17 protein-coding genes are annotated in these 24,416 nt (G+C 59.5%); 3 read left to right on the top strand and 14 right to left on the bottom strand.

Features of this window, described 5'->3' with window-relative positions:
- Positions 1 to 7 precede the first annotated feature (7 nt).
- The 7 genes from LOC68_RS03995 to LOC68_RS03965 form a co-directional block, all read right to left on the bottom strand.
- Positions 8 to 1,225: a DUF4990 domain-containing protein gene (locus LOC68_RS03995; protein WP_230216018.1), complete on the bottom strand. Its 1,218-nt coding sequence runs from the start codon at positions 1,223 to 1,225 to the stop codon at positions 8 to 10.
- A gap of 63 nt (positions 1,226 to 1,288) precedes the next feature.
- The gene (locus tag LOC68_RS03990; protein ID WP_230216016.1) at positions 1,289 to 2,362 is read right to left on the bottom strand and encodes a DNA polymerase III subunit; all 1,074 of its coding nucleotides are present in this window, start codon (positions 2,360 to 2,362) and stop codon (positions 1,289 to 1,291) included.
- A 2-nt stretch (positions 2,363 to 2,364) separates the two neighbouring features.
- On the bottom strand, positions 2,365 to 2,976 hold the full coding sequence (gene tmk, locus LOC68_RS03985; protein ID WP_230216014.1) for a dTMP kinase: 612 nt from the start codon (positions 2,974 to 2,976) through the stop codon (positions 2,365 to 2,367).
- Positions 2,977 to 3,200: 224 nt separating this feature from the next.
- A complete protein-coding gene (locus tag LOC68_RS03980) occupies positions 3,201 to 4,187 on the bottom strand; it encodes a helix-turn-helix transcriptional regulator (protein ID WP_230216012.1) in 987 nt (328 codons plus the stop codon).
- Positions 4,114 to 6,504 carry a TolC family protein gene (locus LOC68_RS03975; RefSeq protein ID WP_230216010.1) on the bottom strand — a complete coding sequence of 797 codons (2,391 nt, stop codon included), beginning with the start codon at positions 6,502 to 6,504 and terminating at the stop codon, positions 4,114 to 4,116. Before LOC68_RS03975 ends, LOC68_RS03980 begins: the two co-directional genes overlap by 74 nt.
- Positions 6,505 to 6,786: 282 nt before the next feature.
- Positions 6,787 to 7,263: a hypothetical protein gene (locus tag LOC68_RS03970; protein WP_230216008.1), complete on the bottom strand. Its 477-nt coding sequence runs from the start codon at positions 7,261 to 7,263 to the stop codon at positions 6,787 to 6,789.
- A 47-nt stretch (positions 7,264 to 7,310) separates the two neighbouring features.
- A complete protein-coding gene (locus LOC68_RS03965; protein WP_230216006.1) occupies positions 7,311 to 9,137 on the bottom strand; it encodes a hypothetical protein in 1,827 nt (608 codons plus the stop codon).
- Positions 9,138 to 9,796: 659 nt separating this feature from the next.
- Between LOC68_RS03965 and LOC68_RS03960 the strand changes: the two genes are divergently transcribed.
- The 3 genes from LOC68_RS03960 (at position 9,797) to LOC68_RS03950 (ending at position 13,965) form a co-directional block, all read left to right on the top strand.
- Complete coding sequence (locus LOC68_RS03960; protein WP_230216004.1) at positions 9,797 to 10,654, top strand: thioredoxin family protein; 858 nt, start codon at positions 9,797 to 9,799, stop codon at positions 10,652 to 10,654.
- A 191-nt stretch (positions 10,655 to 10,845) separates the two neighbouring features.
- Entirely contained in the window at positions 10,846 to 13,413 is a 2,568-nt protein-coding gene (locus tag LOC68_RS03955) for a hypothetical protein (protein WP_230216002.1), read from the top strand.
- A 225-nt stretch (positions 13,414 to 13,638) separates the two neighbouring features.
- Complete coding sequence (locus tag LOC68_RS03950; RefSeq protein ID WP_230216000.1) at positions 13,639 to 13,965, top strand: DNA polymerase ligase N-terminal domain-containing protein; 327 nt, start codon at positions 13,639 to 13,641, stop codon at positions 13,963 to 13,965.
- On the opposite strand, the gene LOC68_RS03945 is transcribed toward LOC68_RS03950, so the two are convergent.
- The 7 genes from LOC68_RS03945 to LOC68_RS03915 all read right to left on the bottom strand — a co-directional run bounded on the left by LOC68_RS03945 (position 13,920) and on the right by LOC68_RS03915 (position 24,224).
- Complete coding sequence (locus LOC68_RS03945; RefSeq protein WP_230215998.1) at positions 13,920 to 14,693, bottom strand: hypothetical protein; 774 nt, start codon at positions 14,691 to 14,693, stop codon at positions 13,920 to 13,922. The genes LOC68_RS03950 and LOC68_RS03945 overlap by 46 nt on opposite strands.
- Positions 14,694 to 14,946: 253 nt before the next feature.
- Entirely contained in the window at positions 14,947 to 16,233 is a 1,287-nt protein-coding gene (gene tyrS / locus LOC68_RS03940; protein WP_230215996.1) for a tyrosine--tRNA ligase, read from the bottom strand.
- A 221-nt stretch (positions 16,234 to 16,454) separates the two neighbouring features.
- Positions 16,455 to 17,138, bottom strand: coding sequence for a 2-C-methyl-D-erythritol 4-phosphate cytidylyltransferase (ispD, locus tag LOC68_RS03935; RefSeq protein ID WP_230215994.1), 684 nt, complete (start codon positions 17,136 to 17,138; stop codon positions 16,455 to 16,457).
- 22 nt (positions 17,139 to 17,160) lie between these two features.
- Positions 17,161 to 19,083 (bottom strand): acyl-CoA dehydrogenase family protein, encoded by a 1,923-nt coding sequence (locus tag LOC68_RS03930; protein WP_230215992.1) that lies wholly within the window; start codon positions 19,081 to 19,083, stop codon positions 17,161 to 17,163.
- A 151-nt stretch (positions 19,084 to 19,234) separates the two neighbouring features.
- Positions 19,235 to 20,860 (bottom strand): AMP-dependent synthetase/ligase, encoded by a 1,626-nt coding sequence (locus LOC68_RS03925; protein WP_230215990.1) that lies wholly within the window; start codon positions 20,858 to 20,860, stop codon positions 19,235 to 19,237.
- 2 nt (positions 20,861 to 20,862) lie between these two features.
- Positions 20,863 to 22,023, bottom strand: coding sequence for an acetyl-CoA C-acyltransferase FadA (gene fadA, locus LOC68_RS03920; protein WP_230215988.1), 1,161 nt, complete (start codon positions 22,021 to 22,023; stop codon positions 20,863 to 20,865).
- 53 nt (positions 22,024 to 22,076) lie between these two features.
- Positions 22,077 to 24,224, bottom strand: a complete 2,148-nt coding sequence (locus LOC68_RS03915; RefSeq protein WP_230215986.1) for a 3-hydroxyacyl-CoA dehydrogenase NAD-binding domain-containing protein — start codon at positions 24,222 to 24,224, stop codon at positions 22,077 to 22,079.
- Between the last annotated feature and the right edge of the window lie 192 nt (positions 24,225 to 24,416).

Raw genomic sequence — 24,416 nt, 5'->3', positions numbered from 1 at the left:
AAAGGATTTACTCCACCGCCCCCAAGCCTTGCAAATCGCTATCGGCCTTCAAACGCAGAAAGTCGATATGCGGCAAGTCACCTTCCGGCGTGCGGGGGCGCATCAGTTCTTTCCAGTCGACGCTGACGAAGTCCTTCGCATCGACGGTCACGCCAGGGCGCGTCCAGGAGTTGTCGGTCGCGTTTTCCGCCGGAGTCGCGTCCGCTTTGGTGCTCGGACCGCGAAACGCCAGGTTACCGTGCAACACTTCCTTGTCGCCGGGGATGTCTTCGCTCATGTCGGGGCGACGTTCGAGCATGTTGAAGTTTCCGCCGCCGTTGCCGTAGGCCGAGTTACGCGTCCAGACGGCCGCCTGGCCGGGATGGTGATTGGCGTAGAACCCTTTCGCGCCGTTGAACGCGGCGATGCAAAAGCGAACTTCGTGAACCGGCAGCGGTACCGGCAGTTTCGTTTTTGGATCTGCCCCGAAGCCGCCAATTTTAAATCCGTTGCTGTCGCCCCCGGCGCGATGATTGAAGGCCCAGCAGTGGTCAAACAGATTGGCGCCGGGGGAACTGATCGCGTCGAAACCATCGTCGCTGTTATTCCAAGCGCGACAGTAGCGGAACTCGACTCCTTCGGCATGAGCGCCAAAGCCGTCAATATTGCCGATCGATTTTGGATTGCGGCTGATGTTGTCGTAAGCGTCGCAGCGCGTCGCGGAGCCGCGCGAACCGCTGGTCCAATAGAACCCGATCGCCGCATTGCCACGGGCAACGCAATCATAGAAATGCCCGACTGCCCGGGATCCGGCGATGCGGAAACACTCCGATTGCTTTTGTTCGCCAACCGGCGTGCCGGTGACGTGAATGCCGCGCATCGTAACGTTCGTACCGGAGATCAAAAACCCGGTCACGCGACGATTGGTCGGCGCCTTGGAGAAGTCAAAGACCGGCGTCTCTCCGGGGTAAGCGACGTAGCTGACGTCACTTTTCTTCAAATGAATCGCGACGTTGTACCACCCGACGCGCGGCAGTTCGGCGAAGTCGTTGTAGAGGCCACCCCGAATGTAGACCGTATCGCCAGGAGAGGCCAACTCTTGCCCCTTCGTCACCGTGGCGAGCGGAGCGTCGATCTTGCCGGATTGGGCGTCGTCTCCATCCGGAGCGACAAACCAGTCGGCGGCGACGGCGAGATTCGCAATCGTGGCGATACCGAGAACAACGGCAATACGTAGCGACAACATGGCAGGCGGGGGGAGAGCAAGGCGTGAAGCGTTCGCGATTGTCGCGACTAGCTCCACTATAGCTTACTGGGCCAGCGGCACATAACCTAATCGCCCCGCTGACGAGAGGTCGTCGAGCCAGGCGTCGACCAACGTCGCCAGATTGGCGTTCATTTCGACTTCCTGCTCCGCTTCAATGCAGCGGGCCAAGCAGGCCCCGGCTGCGTCAGGTCCGGCGGTAAACCGCCCCGCGGCGCGCTCGACTTGCTTTAACAGGAGATCGTCCCCCGAGACTGGTCGCCCGCAAAGGGCACGCATCAGTTGCTCGTAGAACTCGGCGGCGAACTGCATGACCAGGATCAAGCGGGCTCGGCGCGGCGGCGCCTCTTTGCCGGCCCGGTCAACGAAATCGGCAGTTTCCTTCGCCAGGGCGACGCTCGGAAAATCAGGGACCGCAAGTCGCGGCAACAGAGCGGCGCGAAACTCACGTAGTTCAGGATCGGCGACTTGCATCGCTCGCTCTAGACTTCCATGTCCCAGTTCGGCCAGGACGCGAGCTTCCTCCAGATCGGCGACCACGCCCTGCTCGACGAGCAGCGACGCAATGACGTCGTTCGGCAGCGGCGAGAAACGAATGATCTGCGAGCGGGAACGAATCGTCGGCAACTGACGCTGCAAACTGGTCGAGAGGAGAATCATCACCGACCTGGGCGGCGGCTCTTCGAGCGTCTTCAGCAGACAGTTGGCGCCTTCGACGTTCAGATAGTCGGCGTCGTCGATGATCGCCACTTTGCGACCGCCGCGATAAGGACGGAGCGTAATGTCATGGCACAACCCTTCCCGCATCCGGTTCTGCCCTTCGCCGATCAGCAGTTCGACCGGGATACGCGTTCGGTTAGCGGGCCGCTCGACCAGGATCAAGTCAGGATGAGAATGAGCGCGGACCTGCACGCAGCTTTCGCACTTGCCGCACGGATTCAAGTCGGTCGACTTGGACTTTTCGCAAAGGAGGGCTTCGGCCAGCTTCAGCGCGAACTTCCGTTTGCCGATCGCCGGCGGTCCGACGAAGAGGAACGTACTGGCGAGCCGCTCGCGAGCGACCGCTTTACGAAAGTTCGCCAGGATCGCGTCGTGCCCTTGGATCTCGTCCCAACTCATCGTTACGCTTGCTTCTCCATTACCGCCAGCGCAATGCTGCGAATGTCGGACTGGATCTGCTCAACCGAGCGACTCGCGTCGATCACATGCACGTTGTCAAACTTCTTCGCTTCGGTCAGAAAGCCTTGCCGAACGCGATCGAAGTATTCCTCACCGCGGCTCTCGACCCGATCAAGCGTCCGATGCAATCGCCCCAGCGCGAACTTGGTCGGCATGTCGAGCAGGAAGGTCGCGTCAGGCATCACGCCGTCAGTCGCCACCTTGCCGACCTGGCGGATCGACTCGATATCGACGCCGGCGCCGTAGCCTTGGTAGGCGATATTGGCGATCAGGTAACGATCGCAGACGACCGCAGCGCCAGACTCGATCGCGGGACGAATCGTTTCGGCGACCAGTTGCGAGCGGGCCGTCATGTAAAGGAGCATTTCGCTGACCGGAGAGATTTCCAGATCGCTTTTGTCGAGCAAGATCGAACGCAAACGTTCGCCCAGCGGCGTGGCGCCAGGGTCGCGACACGAGACGACGCGGGCTCCTTGCATCTCCAGCCAAGCGGTCAGCAGCGTTTGCTGCGTCGACTTGCCGACTCCATCCAATCCGTCGAATACGAAAAACATAGCAGGCTCACAGGCGCGACAGAAAACCGGCCCATTTTACGCTCCAATGGGGGAAATGCATAGTCGGCGTCAGGCCGCGTGTCTTTCGCAAAGTGCGGCTCCGACAGGCACCATGCTCGTACGGCGTCTTCGACGGAAGAGGATGTCTTTGCCCTGTTACACCGCATTGAAGACATGCTCATCCCACGAAGACGTGGCAAGAGCATGGCACCAGGCCTATTCGGCTACGCTTGACTGTTAGTTGGGTACTTATCAATGATCGCCCGCGCGTGCCCGACGACGATCTGCTGCATCTCGGGAGGCGAAAGGACGGTGGCTTGTTCTCCGTAGCCGAGAATCCACCATGACATTTCGCGCAGGCCAGAGACGGTGACGCGAAAATCGATCGATCCGTCGTCGTTCCATGTGACTTGCTGCGTCTTGTGCCACTGCACTTCCGCCACATTGGAGGCCACCAATTTGTGGAAGCGAACCACCACTTCCTGGTCGGGGCCTTCTTCCGGAATCATGTGCCAGGCGCTGCGTAGATAACGCTCGACGCGAAAGCCGGTCGGGATTTTGAATTCGTCTTCGAGCGACTCGAGCGACTGAATCCGTCCCACCTTGAAGGTTCGCGTCGAACGATGGAGCGACGATCGTCCAATCACGTACCAGCTGTGGCGACTGAAGAGAAGTTTGTAAGGGGAAAGCTTCGTGCCGATCTCCTCTCCGTCGTCGAACAGGCTCTTGTAGCGAATCCGAACCGAGCGGCGATGGCCGACCGCATCGACCAGCTGCTGATAGACCTCTTCGGCCTCTTCCGGCTGAGGCGAATGATTCAGCTTGATCTCGACGGCTCCGGAGACACGCCGCAGTCGGGACTTCAAGCGATCGGGCAAACTGTTCTCCAGCTTGGTCGCCGCTTTGCGGGCGTTGGAGTAGTACGGCAATCCTCCGCCGTCACCCAGTTCGCTGCAGAGGACCATCACCGAGAGCGCCTCTTCGGCGTTCAAGTTGGTCGGGCTCAGAAAGTAGGTATCAGGAATGTGATACCGCTGCGTCTCAGAATCGAAAGCGAGGGGCACACTAGCCCCTCGCAACGTATCCAAATCTCGAAAGATCGTCCGGCGGCTCACGCCGCACTCGACCGCTAACGAATCAACGTTTTGTGGCCGTCCACTTTGCAGCAGTCCCAGAAGTTGCAGCAGACGTTGAATTCGTGACAGATTCATGATTGGCGGTCGAAGTCGTTTTTGTGGCGGTCGGCGTCGATCGAACGTTCATGTCCTTCATCGTTTCCGACAGTCCTAGTTTATTAAAATCGAGCTTCGCTTGCGAATTGTTGGCGACCGGTTTCACCGCGGCGACCGGAGTCTTGGCGGCCGGAGCCTGGTGCGAGACGCGGGCGACCTGCGTGCCGCTTTGCATCTGCTTTACGCCGATCGGACGCAGCGTGGCGCCTTCGCTGGCGACTTGCTGCCGCTTGGCGGCCGGAGCCATCGCTTGCGTGTCGAGCGGGCCGATAGCCGGGGTCGGCTGGGCGGCCGGAGTCGGCACTTCTTCAAAGTAGGGCTGGTTCGGCAGCGGAGCTTCTTCCCAGTGAACCCCTTCTTCGCCGTGCATGCCTTCCGGCACCGGACCGCGGCTGATGACGGCCGGGCGAGTGTAGCCGTAGTTCATGTAATGGCTGGCGGCACGACGGCGAGCATGTCCCTTGGCGTCGAAGTAAGCCTTGTCCGGCCACGGGCCTTCCGCCAGGAAGATGCCGTTGTATTCGAGCAGCGTACCCTTGCGGAGCTCCACGTCTTTGATGGCGATGTTGTATTCGACCAGCGACTGGAAGTAGGCGATCTGAGCTTCGCTACGACGACGCTGAGCTTCGAGCAACAGGTCCAAGGTGACCGTACCGGCGTCGTAGGCGGCTTGCACCGAGTCGACTTCTTTGTCGGCGGCGATCAGGCGGTTCAGGTTCGACTGAACCAGGTTGTAGTTCGAGTCGAGGTCGCGAACCGCGTCGGTCAGCAAGTGCGACACTTCCAGTTCCATGTCTTCCAAGACCGCCTTTTCGCGAGCGATGCGGAGCTGAGCGTTGCGAACCCCGGCCAATTCCTGACGGAAACCGATCGGCATGCTGTATTGGGCGCCCACGGTCCATTCCTGGTAGTTGCCCCCGGTCAGTTCCGACCACGCGGTCGAGCCGACGGCCGGGAAGTCCGGAGTGTTGCTGTTGCCGGAGATCAGCTTATCGCCCACACCGAGGAACCGGTACAGACCGACCACGTCGAGTTGCGGCAGCAGTTGGTTGCGAGCGGCGATCATTTCGATCTCACGCTGCTTCAGGCGCCAGCGTTGACGGCGAAGTTCGGCCGACAGGGCGATCGCTTCTTCGTGAATCTGGAACCAGTCGAACTTCACCCAGGCGTCGCTCGGTTCCGACGACGGACGAATCAGGCGACCGTCGTTGGCGGCGATCCCCATGAAGTAGCGAAGTTGGTTTTCGGCTTTGTACAAGTCGCGAAGAGCGGCTTGGGTGCGAGCGCGGAATTCGTAGTACTGTTGGCGAGCTTGAGCTTCTTTTTCAGCCTCGCCCCCTTCGGCGCCCTTTTGCATCAGGGTGAAGATGCGACGCCAGGTGACCAAGGCGCTGTCGCGGCCGGTCTTGGCGGCTTCCAGGTTGTGGTATGAGAAGTAGAGCTGCCAGTACGATTCTTCGACGTCGCTGACCAGGTTGCGAACGTTGGTCTCGAAGTCGGCCAGGCTGACGTCTTCTCGAACGCGAGCCAACATCACGTTGACGCGGTTGACCTGCACGCCCGAACCGCGAAGCAAGGGATGACGAGCTTCGAGTTCGATGTTGGTTTGCCAGTCGCTCGGCAACGGACGAGTGATCGGGCTACGATTGTTCCATTCGTACGTGTAGTTGTTACGCAGGAAGAACGTGGTGCCGGTCGCGGACTTCTTCGTCAACTCGATCGCACTCGTTCCCAGGTTCTGTTGGAAGACCGACGGGAAGAGGGTGTTGGCCGAGTAGTTTTGCGGGCGATCGTTGTTTTGGTAGTTGGCCGTCATGTTCAACTGCGCGTCGAATTCCGACAGGGCGCCTTCCACACCCAGGGTCGGATCCGACTCGACGATCGACGGATCGTAGATCGTCGGCATCGCGTCGTTGCGAGTGATCATGCTGGTCGGAACCGCCTGGCTGGTGAGCGTGGTGCCCGGGATGACCCGGAAGACCGCGTTACCGCCGGCGGTGCGCAGAACCTTGCTGTTTTTCAGCGTGATCTGGACTGCTTCCTCGAGCGAGAGTTCCCAAATCTGATTGCTCTCCAGCGAGAACGGATCAGACAGAGTGAACGGCTCGGCGGCGTTCTCCACCTCGGCCAGACTTGGCTCGCAGACGTCCGGATATTCGATATCGGTCGCCTTATCGAGGTAGGTGGAGAGATCGTTTCTCTCCGTGAAGTAGAAAGGCTGCGTCGGATGACAACCCGTCAGGGCCGAAGCGCCGATCAAAATGATCGCCCAAAACTTCGCGGTGTGCCGGCTCATGGAATTCCGTTTCCTGATTGAGCCGTACTGGAACGCTGGGCGTTTTTTTCGGCTCGGGAAGGTAATCAGTACGTTGGTTGAGCGCAAATTCCATGCGGATTTCGCGCCAACGAATGCACCGGATTCCCCCCCGGGACCGATCGCCCGCACTTGGTGCGGAGCGGCCGTAATCCAGCTTGGTAGAGTTATCGGCCCGCCTAACCCGCAAACTTTGGCGAATCCCTAAAATCGTCAAAGTTTTCCACGCGTCCGCTAGCCCAGCATGGCTAGCGAGGCGGAGATTTAGAGATACATCCCGACAAAACCGCCTGCTTCGTCGCTTTCGGCCTGGATTTTTTGGATGCGTTTTTCCGTCGCCGAGAGATCGCCGGCTGCGATGTAGCGATCAAATTCCGCTAGCACGCTGCGGGAAACGGTCGAAGCGAACCATTCGACGATCGGTTCGGAGAGCCACGAGCAAGTCTCTCGCGAGAGGGAAACGTTCAGATCGGCTCGAACCGCCTTCGTATCGTCGGCGTTGGTCATCACCGTCCCCTCAAACTCGAATTCGAGCATCCCGTCCGAATCATGATTGAGGAGGTGGAAGACGCACTTTGCGTTGTAGAGATAGAACGTATTGAGCGTTCCATGCTTCTCCAGCGCATTCTTCAGATTCATGCAGTGCTTCTGGTACTTCGGCGACGCATCCATCGGAACGTCGAGGCGGCCGATCGACCGAAGCGGCAAACAATCAAACTCAATCTCTACCCAGCGCTGCATGTGCCTGCTCTATGAAAACAGAAGCCGCGTGACGTGGAACACGATCTCTATTTTAGCGATTTCGCGCTGCTAGCGAGATCCTTCTTGGCGGTTTTCTCGGGCGGCATGACCCAACCAATCGTCGCCCAGCCTTCATCGACCACCAAATCTTCCATTTGTAGCGGTCCGGCGCCTTCCCAGCGTCCCTTCAGTTTCAGCCCTTCGCCGACGACTTCGGGCTCGAAGAGGGCGGTGAACTTCTTATGAAGGAAGGTCTTGAAGGTGATGACCCGAATCCCCTGCTTTTCTTTCCCGATAAATTCGACATTTACGTCGCCGTCGCGGGTCAGTTTGGCGCCTTTTTCTCCACGCTCGACGGTGTAGACCGCACTGATCTTCACCGTATCGTTGAATTCGGTGTCGCCACGAGTGAATTGGCGGCCGCGAATTGTGATCTCGACGCGGTCTTTGCTGAAGCGGACTTCGACCGGGCGATGGTAGTCGAACGTGATCGACCAGGGATCCTTATCTGGGGTAATCTGCAGTTCCTCCGGAATCTCCGTTCCCCGCTCTTTGAGGATGTCGACCATCTTCACATCGGTCAGTTTCATCCCGCCCACCAGCACTTCGGCCATGTTGGTCGGCATCGATTCGTGCATTTGAACCGCCACATCGGCCGCTTGCGGCGCCGGAGTGGGCGGAGCGTCAGGCGCCGCTAGCTGGAAGCGATTCGCCTTCAGCATGATGACGTTCAACTCGTCGGAGGTCGACGAGATGTTGAAGAACTCGGGGAATTCGCCTCGGCTGTCGAGCGGCTGGCGAACTTCCTTCTTTAGACGGGTGTTGGCGTCTTTCAGGAAATCGACCGTCTGTTCGTCGAGTCGGCGAGCGACCCGCTGCTCGGCATGTCGCGAACCAATCGCTTCGGCCTGCGACTTCTGTTCGTACGCTTTGCTGGTCCCGATCCTGCGCGCAATCGCGGAACTCGCATTAATCGAGTTAAAGGTGGTGTCGGTGTCGCAAACGGCGGTCGCCGGCAAGCCGCGAACTCCTTCCGGATCAACGAGCAGAGTTTTGGTGCCATGGACCGAAGTGACGCCGCTGGAATGGACGGTGACCGGTCCGTTATAGCCAACGTTGTTGGTGCTCGTGACGGCGTCCAACACCAACTGCAATTGAGCCGCCATCAGGTTCGGAACGAGATCAACCTTCAATTCGCCAACGGTGCGTCCCGTACCGTGGATCGACGTTCCCAAAATGTTGTCCCGAACCGGCGCGACATCATCGACTTTGCGATGAATGCCGTAGCCGACGAATCGCTCGGAAGCGGAAAGAAACAGGTTCGGATGGTTGAGCGACTTGCGAGCGTCAGCGACCAGTTCCGGAATTTGCCCACCTTGCGCTAGCCACCCCAATTGAGCGCCAATCGCCGCCGCGTCGTCCGGATTTGGATCGGCCTGATACTTCTTCAAGTTCTCCGAGAGCAGACCAAGCTGCATCTCGTACATTTCTTTGAATTGCGGAGTCGTGGCAAAGAACTGCAAGTCGATGTACTGACGCAGCGCCTTGCGAACGGCGGAGAATCTCGGGTACTCCATTCCTTTCGCGCCCGAGTTAAAACGGAGATAGCAACGTTCAAGCGTCGCAAGATCCGGCGTCTCCGCCGCCAACTGCTCGGTCAGTTCGTCCCAACGCAGAAACGACTTCCAACCCTCTTCAGTCGCTTTGCCGGAGTGATGAATGAACTTCTCCAGCACGCTCATCGCTTGTTCCAATTGCTGCTTCGCCTTGGCGGCTTGCTCAACAGTAACAGGCTTGAATTCCCCTTGTGCGCCCCCTATTTCGTCCGCGATGGAAGCTTCCTTCGCCGGAAATTCTTGAATCCATTTTGCCAATTTCGTTCGAACTAGAACAAATTGCGGCAAATCTAGACCTTGCGCATCCCCCTCATATTTCGCCAGAATTTCCTTCAGAGTGGCTGGTGACGCAAATTTCCCCAATTGGATCTGGGTATCGAGCTTGTCGCTCTCGAGATAATGGCGCCAGCCTTCCCGTTTCTTGCCGCTTCCCAACCATTGGTTCAGCGCTTGATGCGCAGCGAAAACTTGCTGCGGGCTCGTATCCTCCCCCAATGCATTGTCTGCGGCAAAGATGCCGAGCGCTATCGCCAGAAGAGCTACTACCCGACTTGAATATTTAGCCACCGTGCTGACAAACATGAATCGTCCTTCAAGAGCAAACGAGAGGGGGTGCAGATCGCTGCAAAGGTCCTTGACTTGATATCACGAATAGGCTGGGAAAGCCACTAGGTTTTCCCAATCGTTATGCATTGAACCGCACACAATTCCCATTTATCCTATTCTTCGGAATACACGTACGCTTACTTTTCTTCCTGTTGTGTGTGGATGCCCTGTTCTACGGCACGGCGGCCTCGTTACCCGATTGACTGGCATAATCGGCACGCGCTATTCTGAACCCCTTACGTAGCTCATGAATTCGGCAGAATCGTTCTATTCTGCACATGCTGTTACAAATCACCCCCAGGGCAAAGTAGATGCTGAAGCGAACTCTCCTGGCCATCGTCACGCTGCTTGCGATCTCCCTCACGCAATCCGCATACGCGGACTCGCCTTATTGGTACGACGACTATTCCACCGCCGTCCGTACCGCGATCAATGAAAACCGAATGCTGCTGATTTACTTCCGCGCGGAAGATGAAAAGAAGCATGAGGAATTCCAGCGAGTCATGGCTGACCCCAAAGTCGCCCAACTTCTTGACAATTATATCCTCGCCGAGTTGCCGGTTAATGCGACCGTCGGCAACGAAGACGAAAAGGCCAAGTTGCTATCGCACGGCGCCTTCCAACACATGTATGGAAAGTCTGGCGTCGCAATCGTCGACTATGTCGACTCCAGTGATGAACATTACGGCTATGTCGTTAGCCAGTTTCCCTTCCGCGACAACCGCATTCGCAACGCTCAGCAGATGCAGACCATCCTGGGCCTTCCTCGCGGGACGCTCACCCAACGGACGTTGATCTACGCCGTTCGTATGCATCCCGAAGCTCCCCGCAGCACCAACGGCGTCTTCCGTCGCGTGCTAGCGGCGGCGACCTTCCAGCACAGTCGTTTGCAGGCTCGGATGCAGTTGCAGGGACATCACTCGTGGGATTCCCGCTTTCACCAAATTGCCGGCCAACTTCCGGGACACATGTTGCCGACCGAAGTTTGCGCCGAAAGCTGGCCTGGCCAGAATCTGGAAGATGCGGCGATTGAATGCGTCCGTAGCTGGCGTCATTCGTCAGGTCACTGGTCCGCCGTCAGCGCCGACAACACCTACTACGGTTATGACATGAAGCGCGGTAATAACGGCATCTGGTACGCCACCGGGATCTTCGCCAAGAACCGCTAGTCAGGCGAGAAGCCCCTATCGCCGGCACATCCGCTACAGCCGGCGCTAGAACGTTGTTTTTTTACCACATGCGGCGTTGAAAAAACGCCGCATGTGTCATTTTCGCATGCTAGGTTTGCCTAGCCCGCATTCTTTCTGTGCGCGGCGGCAATCCGATTCGGCGGCTAAGTCAGCCCAAACCGAGTAAAAGCATGCGTTCGTTTCACCCTGACAACTCGAAGCGATTGATCGCGATCGGCCTGCTGGTTTCCCTGCTGGGAAGCGGTTGCTCGTCGATCCGCGTTCCGGCCATCGATCCGACCGGCCGTCGCGTCTTCGATTGCAGTCAGTCGACGACGCTCTCCACCCCTTCGGATTGCATGCCGAAGCCCGCCTACGCCGTTCCGCCGACGCCTGGTCCTTGCACGGGATCGGGAGTCGCCGTCAGCACGCCGCTTCCCAAGCCGCCCAAAGGGGTCGTCGAACCGGAGAAGTCGCTCAGCTTGTCGCCGTCGCGCGTCGTCGCGCCGGTTGGCACCGAAGTGGTGCTGGTCGCCGGTCTGAATGGCGAAGAGTGCTGTCTGCATGAAGGGGGCCGTCCGATCAAATGGATGCTCTCGCAAGACAGCGTCGGCCACTTTTCCGAAGTCGGCGGCCGTGACACGACCACGCGATTCATTTCCCTTGGCGGCGAGCAAGGAATCGTCAGCCCAACCTACGCGATCGGCCGCACGCAACTATGCGACAAGACGATCGATCGCGGAACAGAAATCCCCGGCGACGACGTTCGCGTCTTGCGCGGACAAAACTGGATCAGCGTCAGCTCTTCTTCCCCCGGCACCAGCCGCGTTACCGCGTTAGCCGATAAATTAGAAAACTGGCCCGCTCGTCAGCGCACCGCGACGGTCGAATGGATCGACGCGCAGTGGCAGATTCCCGCGTCCGCCTTCCAGCGAGCCGGCGAACGCGCCTTCCTGACGACGGTCGTCACCACGCAAACGACGCAATCGCCGCTCCATTCGTGGATCGTGAAATACGAAATCATCGACGGCGCTGCAGCCGGCTTTATGGTCAACGGCGCGATGTCGACGGCGCCCGCCGTCGAAGTGACGACCGATTCGGCCGGCCGCGCCACCGCCGAGATCGTCCCTGCGACTCGTGATCAGCCGGGCGTCGCTCGCGTTCGTATCTCGGTGATTCGTCCCGACAACGCCAACTACGGCACCACCGAACGCTTGACGCTGGCCACGCAAGACGCGACGGTCACGTGGAGCGCCGCTCAACTTACGGCTGAAATCGCCGGTCCGGCCATCGCCGAGATCGATTCGACCGCCACGTATGATCTGATCATCTCCAACCAAGGGGATGTCCCGGCCACGAACGTCGTCGCCTTCATCCCGCTTCCCGGCGGAATGGAATACGCCCAGAGCAGCATTCCGGCGACGCAGCGTGGCAATGACGTAGAATGGAGCCTGGGTACGATCGAAGCTCGCGGCTATCGACGCATTCAAATGGTCTGTGCGGTCCGCGGCGCCGGCAACCACCAGCTTTGCCTCTCGGTCTCCGGCGACGGAGAACTCCGGCACCGCAGCTGCGCCAACACGCAGGTCGCATCGAACAACATCTCGGTCCAGGTCAACGGTCCGCAGCAGATCACCAACGGCGCCGAGTTCGACACGATCATCACGATTCGCAACAACGGAACCTCTCCGCTCACGAACTTGGTCCTGCGAGACGAGTTTTCGGCCGGGCTGCAACATATCAGCGGCGCCGGCAATATGATCGCGACCGATCCGATTTCGCTCGGCCCCGGCCAGACGATCAACGAAACGCTCACCTTCAACGCCCTCGCCAATGGTCGCCAGTGTCATCGCGTCACGGTCACCGCCGACGGCGAAGCTCCGGTGTTGCGAGAAGCGTGCGTCGACGTCATTCCGCCGGCCGCACAACCGAACTACAACTTGTCGTTCGTCGCGACCAGCCCGAATTCCTCGGGACAGCAACTCCAAACGATGGCCCAGGGAGACGAAGTCCTCTTCCTGATGCAGTTGCAGAACATCAGCAGCGTTCCCCTGCGAGCGGTGCAGATCGTCATCAACTATGACGCCAACTTTGAAGGCGTGTCGGCGACCCAGTACGGCGACAGCAGCCAAGAGCGGACCGTCAAATGGCAATACAACGACGGGATCGCGCCGGGCGCCAGCGCCGAGCTTCGCGTCTTGTGCAAAGCGACCGAACTAGCCGGCGCCGCGTGTGCTCGCGTTACCGTCAGCACCACCGATATGCAACCGCAAACCAAACAAGCCTGCGTCCAAATCACCCCGCCGCGCAATACGCCGGTGGAACAACCGCCGGCCGTCAATCCGAACGGCGCCGGCAATAATACGCCGATGGCTCAGCCGGGTCGGCTGACCGCGCGAATCGCTTCGCTCCAAGGCGACGTCCGAGTCGGCGAAGCGATCACTTATGTGATGTCAGTGAAGAACGAATCGTCGACCGACGACAGCAACTTGCAACTGACGCTCCGCTTTTCGCCGAGCCTGAAATTCCAAAGCATCCGCCCCCGCGGGACTGGCAACATCGGCATGCCTCGCCCGGGCCAAGACGGCAGCGTTATCTTCCCGGCGATCAATTTTGTGCGAGGGGGAGAGACGCTGGAGTACGAAGTCCAAGCCGTAGCGACCGCCGCCGGGCCGCAGACGATCGTCATCGAAGCGACCAGTGCACGCTCCAGTCAATTGGCCACATCCCAAGAAACGACTAACGCTTACCCGCAGTAGACGGGGAGCCGTTCTCGCACCGCAATACTAACCCGAGGCGCGAGCCGAGGGAATGGAGTTGGCGGCTTTAACAACGACGCGAATCGCGTCTGGCCGCGAACTAGGTTTTCCGTATTTCTCCTTGTTCCGACCGCTTTCCCTCGGCTCGCGCCTCGGGCTAATACTGGTCGCTCCGCTGGCGATTCTTGGTCCGCATAGCGGACCCTACTTTGTTAGAATGCGGGCATGAAACGCTTCGTTCTTCTCTACCACCAATTCCCTGCCGATCATGACGATGTCAGTCACTATGACCTGATGTTGGAAGAGGGGGACGCGCTGCGCACGTGGCGATTGCTTGAGAAGCCCGACATGCTGCAGCCGGTTCGTGGGGAAGCGATCTTTCCCCATCGCCTGACGTATCTCGACTACGAAGGAGAAGTCTCCGGGAACCGGGGCTCGGTAACGCGGATCGACCGCGGTGAGTACGAGTTGGTCCGCGACGACGCCGAAACGCTCATCGTTCAGCTTTACGGCAGCGTGCTCATCGGGCGGCTGGCCGTTTTGATCTCTTGATCGGTCGTCGCTTCCGGCGCGACCGGTTCGCTGGGACCGCTTTCCACTTCCGGCGTTTTCGTCGTTTCGCCGGCGAGTAGGATCTCACCCTTGCGAAGTTCGAGCGTATCGATCCGAATCGTCCCGTCGATCTCGTCCCCTTCGCTCGGCACCGTCACCAAGGCGACCGGATCGCCATCGACCTGTTGCCAACGCAGCGGGATCTTCGCCTCTTCCGCGCGGCGGGAAATCTCATTCAGCAGACTACCGAGCGGAAACGGCAACGAACCGGCCGAGACGTTGTGAATCTGAATCGCGACGACGTTCTCTTCGTCTTCGACCAAGTAAGCGTCGACTTCGAGCGACAAGACCGAGTGGAACTGCTGCCCTTCAAATCGACAGCCCAGCTTTACCTGACGCTCTTCGATCGCAATCCGCGGATCGTGCATTCCCTCTGGCAACAGCTTCGGGAACTTTTCTTCCAGGTCGGACGCGAGCCAACCGTTGATCTGATCGTTCGTCAAACGCAGCTGCCACCGCGACGGCTTGCGGACTTCGTTGGTGAATGCGAAGACCTGCTCTTCGAGAATCTCGCCGGTCTCTTTCGCCTGCGCCGGTTCGATCTCGAGCGCCTGCGTATAGAACTCCGGCACATATTGCGCGGCCTGATAAAGATAGACGCCGACCCCGCCCAGCGCAAGCAAAAGCGTTAGGAAAGCGGCGGCCGCAATCTTCCACGACAATTTCATACTCAACAGACACCTAGCATCAATCGATTGCCCCAATTGGAGAAGGCCTCCGAATGGTACGGGCGTCGTCAAAACAGGTCAATTGAAACCTGCCGACCGCTAGCGATGTCGGCGCCCGCCCTAGATGTTGCTGGTGCCATGCTTTCACGGCGATAGCCGGGTAAGCATGTCTTTGCCCCCGGCAACACGCACTGAAGACATGCTCATCCCGCGAAGACGCGGCAAGAGCATGGCACCAGCCTCAGTGGCCCGTTTAGCCGTTAAACCGCAGAAGCGCGTAGTTCTTTTTGCCGCTCCGCAGCACGATCACTGTCTCGCTCGCCAGGTCTTTTTCGGTGAGGGACTGATCAACGCTTTCTGCGCGAATGTTATTGACGTAGGCGCCCCCCTGGGTGACGGCACGTCGGGCTTCCCCTTTGCTCTTGGCCAAGCCAGCTTCGACAAACGCGTCCAGAACGCCCAGTCCGTCGCCTGAGAGCCGTTCACGCGGCAATTCGCTGCTCGGCACGTCGGCGAAGATCTGGCCCAACTGGGCGTCATTCATCGCTTCGATCGTCCCGCCGAAAAAAATGTCGGTCGCTCGCTGGGCGGTCGCCAATCCTTCGTCGCCATGGATCAACTGCGTCAGATGCTCGGCCAGACGCTTCTGGCTGGCCCGCTGATGCGGCTCTTCCTCACGCGACTTGTCGAGCGCCTCGATCTCTTCGTGCTCCAGTTCGGTCAAAAAGCGGAGACACTTGCTGACGTCATTGTCGGCGACGTTGAACCAGTATTGGAAAAACGCGTAGGGGCTGGTCCGATCGGCCGACAGCCAAATGGCGCCTGACTCGGTTTTTCCCATCTTGGTTCCATCCGATTTGGTGAGCAGCGGACAGGTCATGCCGTACAACTGCTTCTGAGCCATCCGACGTCCCAATTCGGTACCAGCCGTGATGTTCCCCCACTGATCGCTGCCGCCAATTTGCAGTTCGCAATCGAACTTCTGATTCAGGTGCACGAAGTCGTATGCCTGGAGGAGCATGTAGCTGAATTCGGTGTAGCTGATCCCGGCGTCTTCCCGCTCCAGACGGCTGCGGACCGAATCCTTCGCCATCATCACGTTGACCGGAAAATGCTTGCCGACGTCGCGCAAGAATTCGAGGTAGGTGAAGTTGTTCATCCAATCGAAGTTGTTGACGAGCTTTGCGCCGGCCGGCGAGTCGTCGAAGTCGACCAGCTTGGCGACCTGCGCCTTGATGCCGGCGACGTTCTTCTCGAGTTGCTCAGCCGTCAGCAAGTTTCGCTCGGCGCTTTTGCCGCTCGGATCGCCGATCATCCCGGTCGCTCCCCCCACCAACGCAATGGGGCGATGCCCCGCCTTTTGAAAGCGGCGGAGGAGCATCAGCGGCAACAAGCTGCCGACGTGCAGGCTTTCGGCGGTCGGATCAAAACCGGCGTAAACGGTTCGCGGCTTCTCGTTCAACCACTTGGGGAGATGATCGTCGGCAGTGGTTTGAAAAATCAGTCCACGCCACTTCAGGTCGGCGAAAATGTCGTTCATCGTCAGCTTTCGGCAAGGTAGTCGTCGCGAGCGGCCCAAAAGAGTGAAGAGCCAAGGGGCCATTTTAGGTTCGCGGCGGCCATCCGAAAAGGCGAGCCGAACGCAGGTCGGATTTCAGATCACGGGGTGGCACTGCTGGCTTGTCCAGCAGTGTGAACTGGGTACCTATCGCCCACTGCTGGACAAGCCAGCAGTGCCACCCTAATTTGTGCCCAAAATCGTTAGATCATCGCCAGCGTCGCCGCGGCGATCAGCAGGTCTTCCTGCGTGGTGATCTTCCGATTGAGCTGCGATCCCGGAACGACCAGCACGCTTCTTCCCATTCGTTCGAGCAATTGGGCGTCGTCGGTCACTGCATCGGCGGTACGAGTTTCGTACGCTTCGGCGAACCAGTCGCGGCGAAATACCTGCGGCGTTTGCGCTTCCCAGATTCCGGTTCGGGAGACCGTCTCCTGGATCGTTCGATCGTCGAAGACCCGTTTCAACGTTCCCGCTACCGGCGTGGCCAGCATCGCGGCGCCATGTTCGATCGCGGCGGCGAAAACGTCGTCGATCAGCTTGTCGCTGATACAGGGGCGAGCGGCGTCGTGGACCGCGACCATTTCGATATCTTCGTCGAGCAGCGCGATTGCGTTGGATATCGAATCGCTGCGTTCGGCCCCTCCCAGCGCGATCGACAAGTGGAGCCGATCGATCTCGGCAGCGTAGTCGGCGCGGAACGACTCTTCATCTTCGGGCGAGATGACGACAATCACCTGATCAACGTCGTCGCGAGCGGCGAAGCGCTCGGCGCTATGCAGCCAAACCGCTTTGCCGGCGAGGGGAGCGTAGACTTTCTTCTGCCGCGGATCGCCGAACCGCGTGCTGCGACCAGCCGCCGGCAAGATTACGCCAAAGTTTCTCACCGGCTGATTTCCTCGCTACTCGCTATTTCTCGTACTTCATCAAGATTTCGTCCGGCGCCCCTTCGACTCCGGGGAAGCCCTGTTCGGCGATCGTCGCCCCCAGTTGCGTCACGCGGCGGAAATGACGATCGCTGACCGGTTTGCTCAGCACTTCGTTCGTCAAATCGCGGCAGATCACATCGGCCGCTTCGCGGACCAATTCGTTCTCTTGCTGCGACGCGTACAGACTGGTGCAAAGTATGGTAATCAATTTTTGCACCTGGCCCGAGAGGAGAGACATCCGGCATTGGCGATCGGCCAACTTCAGCTGGTGTTTGCGCATCACGCCGGAGATTGTCAGCGGAAGCGATTGCAGCTTTTCGGCGGCGAACTGGGCGTGAGCCTTCAGTTCGCTCGGCATTTCGGGGAAATGCGGCCGTGGTTTCGGCGTGCAGTACTCCTTCATCAGCCACCCGGCGTACGGCGCGATCGCCCCTTTGAGCGCCCACGCGTGAGCCGGATTGAGCGGATTCGGCTTCTTGATGCCTGCTTTGGCCAAAGCCCGACCGACCGCTTCAAAGTAGGTGGTGCCGTGCTGTTTGACCAGCGACTTGAAGAACGCCATTCCCAGCATCTCCCCTTCCCCTTCGTAAATGCAGGGAGCGAGATACTCGTGGACGTTATCGCCAAACATGTGCCCATGCAGGAACGAGCGACCGCCGTGCGTCTTCATGAACAGCTCGATCGCCGCTTCCTTCTGCGCTTCGCTGCCGAAGATCTTGGCGATAATGCATTCCATTTCGCCGCGATAGCCGGAGTCGATCAAGGTCGAGCACCACGCGACCAGCGCGTCGGCGGCGACGATCAAACCGGCCATCCGGCCAATCCGCCGCTGCACCAGTTCGCGTTTGGCGATCGGTTCGCCGTACGTTTCGCGGAACTTGGCCCACGGAATCATGCTGGCCATCATCAGCCGCATCGTCCCGGCGGCATTCGCACAGAGTGAAATACGGCCCAGATTCAAACCATGATAGGCGATCGTCAGACCGTTCCCTTTGATCGGCTCGAGCAGGTTTTCTTTCGGCACGCGGAAATCTTTGAAGATGATCCCGCGGTTGTAGGTATGCTTCAGCGCCCAGAGGCCGTATTTGCGCAGCTGGAAGTTGTCGTTCTCGGCGTCGGGCAAGTCGACCACCAACACTGCCGGCTTGTCGTCGATCAGACAGACCAGACCGATCGTCCTGCCCGGCGTCACGTTGGTGATGAACAGCTTTTCGCCGTTCACCACATATGAGTCGCCGTCGAGCACCGCCGTGGTACGGAGCGCCGTCAAATCCGATCCAGCGCACGGCTCGGTTAGCGCGAAGGCCGATAGCCTTTCCCCGCTGGCCAATTTTGGCAGCCAGCGTTGCTTTTGCTCTTCGTCACCGAACGTCCCGACCGGATCGACGGCGCCAATGCAACCATGGACCGAAGCGAGCCCGGCGATCGTCGGATCGGCCATCGCCATCCGCGTTAGAAACGGGGCGAAGCTCCGAAACGGCGCGCCGCTGCCGCCATATTTCTTGTCGACCAGCAGGCCCCAGTAGCCGACTTCCCCCAAAGCGTCCATCACTTCGCGGGTGATCTTCCCTTCTTCGTTGTGCAGCTTTTTCTCGGCCTTGAACTTGTTGACGACGGCGATCGAGTCGTCCATCACCTTGCGCAGTTCGGCCGGCGTTTCTTCCTGCTTCGGCAGAAAGAGATTGATATCGAAGCCGCGATCCCACACCACGCGGTGCGCCGGGCTGTTGACGGTTTGATACTGCGGCTGAAACAGCTTTTCGACCTGATCGTCGGCGCTGTCGATGGCGCCGGTACGACGGGCTTCTTCCGCACTCTTGCCGCCGAGTTTGAGGGCAGTTTCAGCGAACGATTCTTCCGGGGCGGTCTCGGTCTGAGAACCTTCAGGCAATTGGGTCGACATCGGGGATCTCCTTCCAGGGGTGTACTCCATTTTACCGCGCAAAAGACGGCAAGCGGGGCCTGCGACGGGGGCATTTGCCGCATAAACCCCTACCCTTTAAAGGGTTACAAACGACAGGAATCTCCTATTCGTTGCGACACTGTTTCGCGCCCTATCGATACATCGCCTCGATTTCGGCCGCACAGTTCCGCTGGATCAGGTCGCGCCGCAGCGACAATTTGGGAGTCATCTCGCCGGAGTCGGGCGTAAAACCGCGTCCCATCAGCGTAAAGCGGGCGATCTGCTCATGCTTTGGATGGTCGGCCAGCAGACGATCGATCCGCTCGCGATAGGTCGCCAGCACCTTCCGATGCCGCAAGGCGCCCCGCTTGGAGAAAACCCATAGTCGCTCAAGGCGGATGAATTCTCGCAGCACGTCTGGTTCAGGCACAATCAGCGCCGTCAAAAAGTTGCGTCCTTCGCCGATCACTATCGCCTGAGCGATCAGCGGATCGGAGGCGAGGACCGATTCAATCTGAGCCGGCGCCACCTTCTTGCCGGTCGCGGTGACGATCAGTTCCTTCTTTCGCCCGGTGATGAACAAAAAGTTGTCTTCGTCCAAATGTCCCAGGTCGCCGGTTTGGAGCCAACCTTGCTCGTCGATCACCGCCGCGGTCGCCGCTTCGTCGTGATAATAGCCTTGCATGACGTGCGGCCCGCGGGTCAACACTTCGCCGTCATCGGCGATACGGACTTCGACGCCTGGGAGCGCTCGGCCGACGCTGCGAGGGCGATAGATCTTGCGAGAAGAAGCGGTGATGACCGGCGCCGATTCCGACAACCCATAGCCGTTGCGGATCGGCGAATCTTGCTTGGCGAAGATATCGGCGGCATAGTCGGCCAGCGCCGCGCCGCCGCTGGCGAACATTTTGATTCGGCCGCCGAGCATCTTTTGCAGCGTCCCCGGCTCTTCGATCTTCCCTTGGGCGCGAACCGCGTCGGCCACCTTTTGATAGAAGTAGGGAACGCCGTTAATCAGCGTCGGCCGCATCAACTTGCAATCGTCCAGGATCGTCTCGCGCGAACGCGCCAAGACCAGTTCGTTGCCGAGGATGATCCAGGTGTAAAGATCGCACGTCCGAGCGTACAAATGGCTAAACGGCAAGAACGTGAGCCGGCGATCTTCCGACGAATCGTCAAACGCTTCGACCAGCGCCAGCGCATCGAACGCCAGATTGCCGTGCGAGAGCATGACTCCCTTGGGATGCCCGGTCGTCCCGCTGGTGTAGACGATCGTGGCCAGGTCATCGGGCCTTGGCAGCGAAAACTCGGTGAGCGGCGCGGCGTCGACCGTGAGAAAATCCCATGATTCCAGTTCGGTCTGGTCGACGAGATCAACCAGGCTGACGTCTTCGGTCGTGCTCCCCGACTCTTCCCAATCTTCGCCGAACGAGCGAAGCGAATACTTGGCGCCGCAGTGTTCCAGCAGGCGGAGCCGTTCTTCCGTCCTGTAGCTGACATGCAGCGGTACGCTCACCGCGCCGACCGCCGCGATCGCCAGATCGGCGATGATCCATTCATGGCAGTTCGGCAATTCGACCGCGACGCGATCGCCGGGCGAGACTCCGAGCCGCCGAAAACTAGCGGCGACGGCAGCGACGTCGGCGGCAAGATCGTCCCACGTGCAACTTCGAAACTCTCCCTGCTCGAACGTCCAAAGCGCCGGCGTTTCACCGCTGATCATCGCGCGGCGAACGAACAGTTCGAAGATCGAGTCGCCATGGATCGGGGCCGACATCGTTAGTCGACTCGCTCAAAGATGGTTGCGATCCCTTGCCCGGCCCCAATGCACATCGTCGCCAGGCCGTACTTCACCTTCCGATCGACCATCGCGTGAATCAGCGTCGTCGCGATGCGAGCCCCGCTACAGCCGAGCGGGTGTCCAATCGCGATCGCACCGCCGCGAACGTTCACCTTGCTGACGTCGAGCTTCAGCCCGCGGATGCAGGAAAGAGACTGGGCGGCGAACGCCTCGTTTAGTTCGATCAGGTCGATATCTTCCAGTTTCAGCCCGGCTCGCTTTAGCGCTTTCTTGGTCGCCGGAATCGGACCGGTTCCCATCACGCTCGGATCGACGCCGGCGACGGCAGTCGACACAACGCGAACGAGCGGCTTCAGGCCCAGCTCTTTCGCTTTCCCTTCCGACATCATCAGCAGCGCCGACGCGCCGTCATTCAGCGGCGAGCTATTACCGGCAGTCACCGTTCCGGCGCCCGGCATGAAAGCGGGCTGCAGCATCGAGAGAGCCTCAATGCTCGCGTCGGTCCGAACGCACTGATCCATCGTGATCAGCGTCCGCTGACCTTCTTCATTGCGACCATAGACCGGGACGATTTCTTTCTCGAATTCGCCAGCGGCGAACGCAGCGGTCGCCTTCTGATGGCTGGCCAGCGCGAACTCGTCTTGATCGCGACGCGAGATTTCCTGCGTCTGCGCCAGGAACTCGGCCGTGATCCCCATCATCAGCGCCGCCTTGGAGGTTTGCTGAAACAGCTTTGGGTTCAGGTCGAGACCATGATCCATCGGAATGTGCTGCATGTGCTCGAGCCCGCCGACGATGTGAACGTCTTCGGCGCCGGCCGTGATGCTGTGAGCGGCTTGATTGAGAGCCTGCAGACTACTGCCGCAAAGGCGATTCATCGTGGCGCCGCCGGCGGTGTGAGCGACTCCGCCCATCAGCCCAATCAAGCGACCGACGTTCAAACCTTGTTCGAGCGTCTGCTGCGTGCAGCCGAAGATGACGTCTTCGATTTCCTGCGGCGAAACGCCGGTTCGTTTCAACAGCGCCTCAACGCAGGCGACCGCCAGGTCGTCGCTGCGAACGTCGCGATAAACACCCTTTTCGGGATGCGCGCGGCCGATCGCCGTGCGAACTCCATCAATCACTACGGCTTGCGTCATCGCCGTCTTCCTTTTCTATGGTTACCGCCTTGGTCGACGGAAATCGGTCGTGTTTACAGGTCGTAAAACTTCTTGCCGCTCTTGGCCATCTCCAACAACAAATCAGTCGGCTTGTAGCGAACGCCGAAATCTTCCCACGGCTTGAGTCGTTCGACCAACTTCGCCGCGCCGACCGTATCGGCCCAGAACATCAGGCCCCCTTTGAACGGCGGGAAACCTAAGCCGAAAATCAAACCGAGATCGATGTCGCGAACGTCGCGGACGATCTTCGCTTCCATCGCCCGGGTCGCTTCCAACAGCATCGGCAGGAACAAACGATCGGTCAGCTGCGCGTCGGTTTCGTCACGAGGAGTTCCACGAATATAAGGATCGATGTACTTCGCCGCCGTCGGATCAGGCTCCGCTTTCCCTTTGCGATTCTCGTAGTTGTAGAAGCCGCGTCCTGACTTATTCCCTAAGCGGCCCGCTTTCACGAGCGCCGGCAAAATCGGCGAAGCGAGCGTCCGATCTGGAAACGCGTCGTACATCGTCCGTCCGGCGTAGAAGGCAGTGTCGATGCCGACCATGTCGTATAGGGCGATCGGACCGATCGGCATGCCGAACTTCTTCGAGCATTTGTCGATCCGCTCCATCGAAACCCCTTCCTGGAGCAGCGCGAGCGATTCGTTCATGTAGGGGAAGAGCAAGCGATTGACCAAAAAGCCGGGCCCGTCGTTCACCACGATTGGGAACTTGCCGAGCCGCTTGGCGTAGGCGACGGCCGAAGCGACGGTGGCGTCGCTCGTCTTTTCGCCGCGGATCACTTCGACCAGTTTCATCTTGCGAACCGGATTGAAGAAGTGAATCCCAACGAATCGTTCCGGCTTAGCCAGATTGGCCGCCAACTGCGTGATCGGCAGGGTCGACGTGTTCGACGCAAGGATCGCATCGTCCGCCATCAGCGGCTCAAGCCGAGCGTAGATCTTGCGTTTGACTTCCATGTTTTCGACGATCGCTTCGATCACCAGGTTGGCCGAGGTAATCTCGGCGTCGCTGCTCGAACCGTTGAGAAGTGCGGCGCCTTCGATCGCCTTGGCGACCGTCTTCTTGCCCGCTTCCCGATCATACGACGCTTCGTCGAGGACGCCGGCGACTCCGCGGCGAAGCGCTTCGGCATTAGCGTCGGCCATCGTGGTGTAGACGCCGCGGCGAATATTGGCCGCAGCGATCCCGGCGCCCATGATCCCAGCGCCGATGACGCTTACCGAATCAATCTTCGTCTTTTCAACATCGGAGTTTTCGACCCCGACATCCTTCTTGTTCCGATCGGTCAGGAAGAAGACGTTCATCAGCGCCGCGTTGACCGGCGTGCCGAACAGTCCGGCGAGTCCCTGCGCTTCCATCTCGAGCGCCGACGCCGCATCCATCATCGCGCCGCCAAGCAATGTCTCCAAAGCGGCGAGCGGCGCCGGATACTGTCCCTTGGTCTGACCTTGGATATAGGCCGAAGCAGTCGCGCCGAGGAAGCCGAACTCGGTCTCGCTCAGCGAAATGGCGCTGCTACGCTTCTCGCGATCTTGCAGGAATGACCGCGCTTCTTTTTCTTGTTCGATCATCCGGATCGCGGCGGCGACCAGATCGTCAGGCGAGGTCACATCGTCGGCCAGGCCCATCTTTGCAGCGGCCGCGGCCGTGACCGATTCGCCGCCGGTGATCATTTCGACGGCATTACTAAGACCGACAATTCGCGGCAGTCGAACCGTTCCACCCCAACCGGGGAAGATGCCGAGTTTGACTTCGGGGAAACCGAGTTCCGTTTTCGGTCCGGTCGAGAGAATGCGACGATCGCACCAGACCGCCAGTTCGGCGCCGCCGCCGACGCAGACGCCGTCAATCGCGGCGACGCTCATGTAGCGGCCGCTCGACAGTCGGGCGAACAGTTGCTGCCCGCGCTGACTCATCGCGGCGATTTCTTCTTTGGAGGCGCCAACTGACGCGACGAACTCGCGAATGTCGGCGCCGGCGATAAAGATCCCGGGCTTGCCCGAAGCGATCACCAGGCCGTAGATGTCGTCGCAGCCGTCGATCTCGTCGAGATGCTTGGCCAACTCGTCCATCACCGAGCGGCTCAGGATGTTGGCGCCCTTGGAGGGGTCGTTAAAGGTCAGCAGGGCGATACCGGCCTGGGGAAACGAGAGCTCAATCGTCGCGGTCGGTAACATCGAGCGGCGTCCTTCTGCGCGAGTAATCCAAATCGCCGCCGACAATCTGCAGCGACGTAAGGTAAATTCATCGAAGGAATTATAGCGTTTCAGGCAAGCCGTGTACTGGCCCCAACTGTCTCGCGAGCAATCGCTCCGGCGACTAAAATAATGGCCGGCCCATCGCCTAGCCTATTGGAAGGATTTTGCTGC

Origin of the sequence: Blastopirellula sediminis, from assembly GCF_020966755.1 — a bacterium.
Classification (GTDB): Bacteria; Planctomycetota; Planctomycetia; order Pirellulales; family Pirellulaceae; genus Blastopirellula; species Blastopirellula sediminis.
This window is presented reverse-complemented; position numbering and strand designations above follow the sequence as displayed.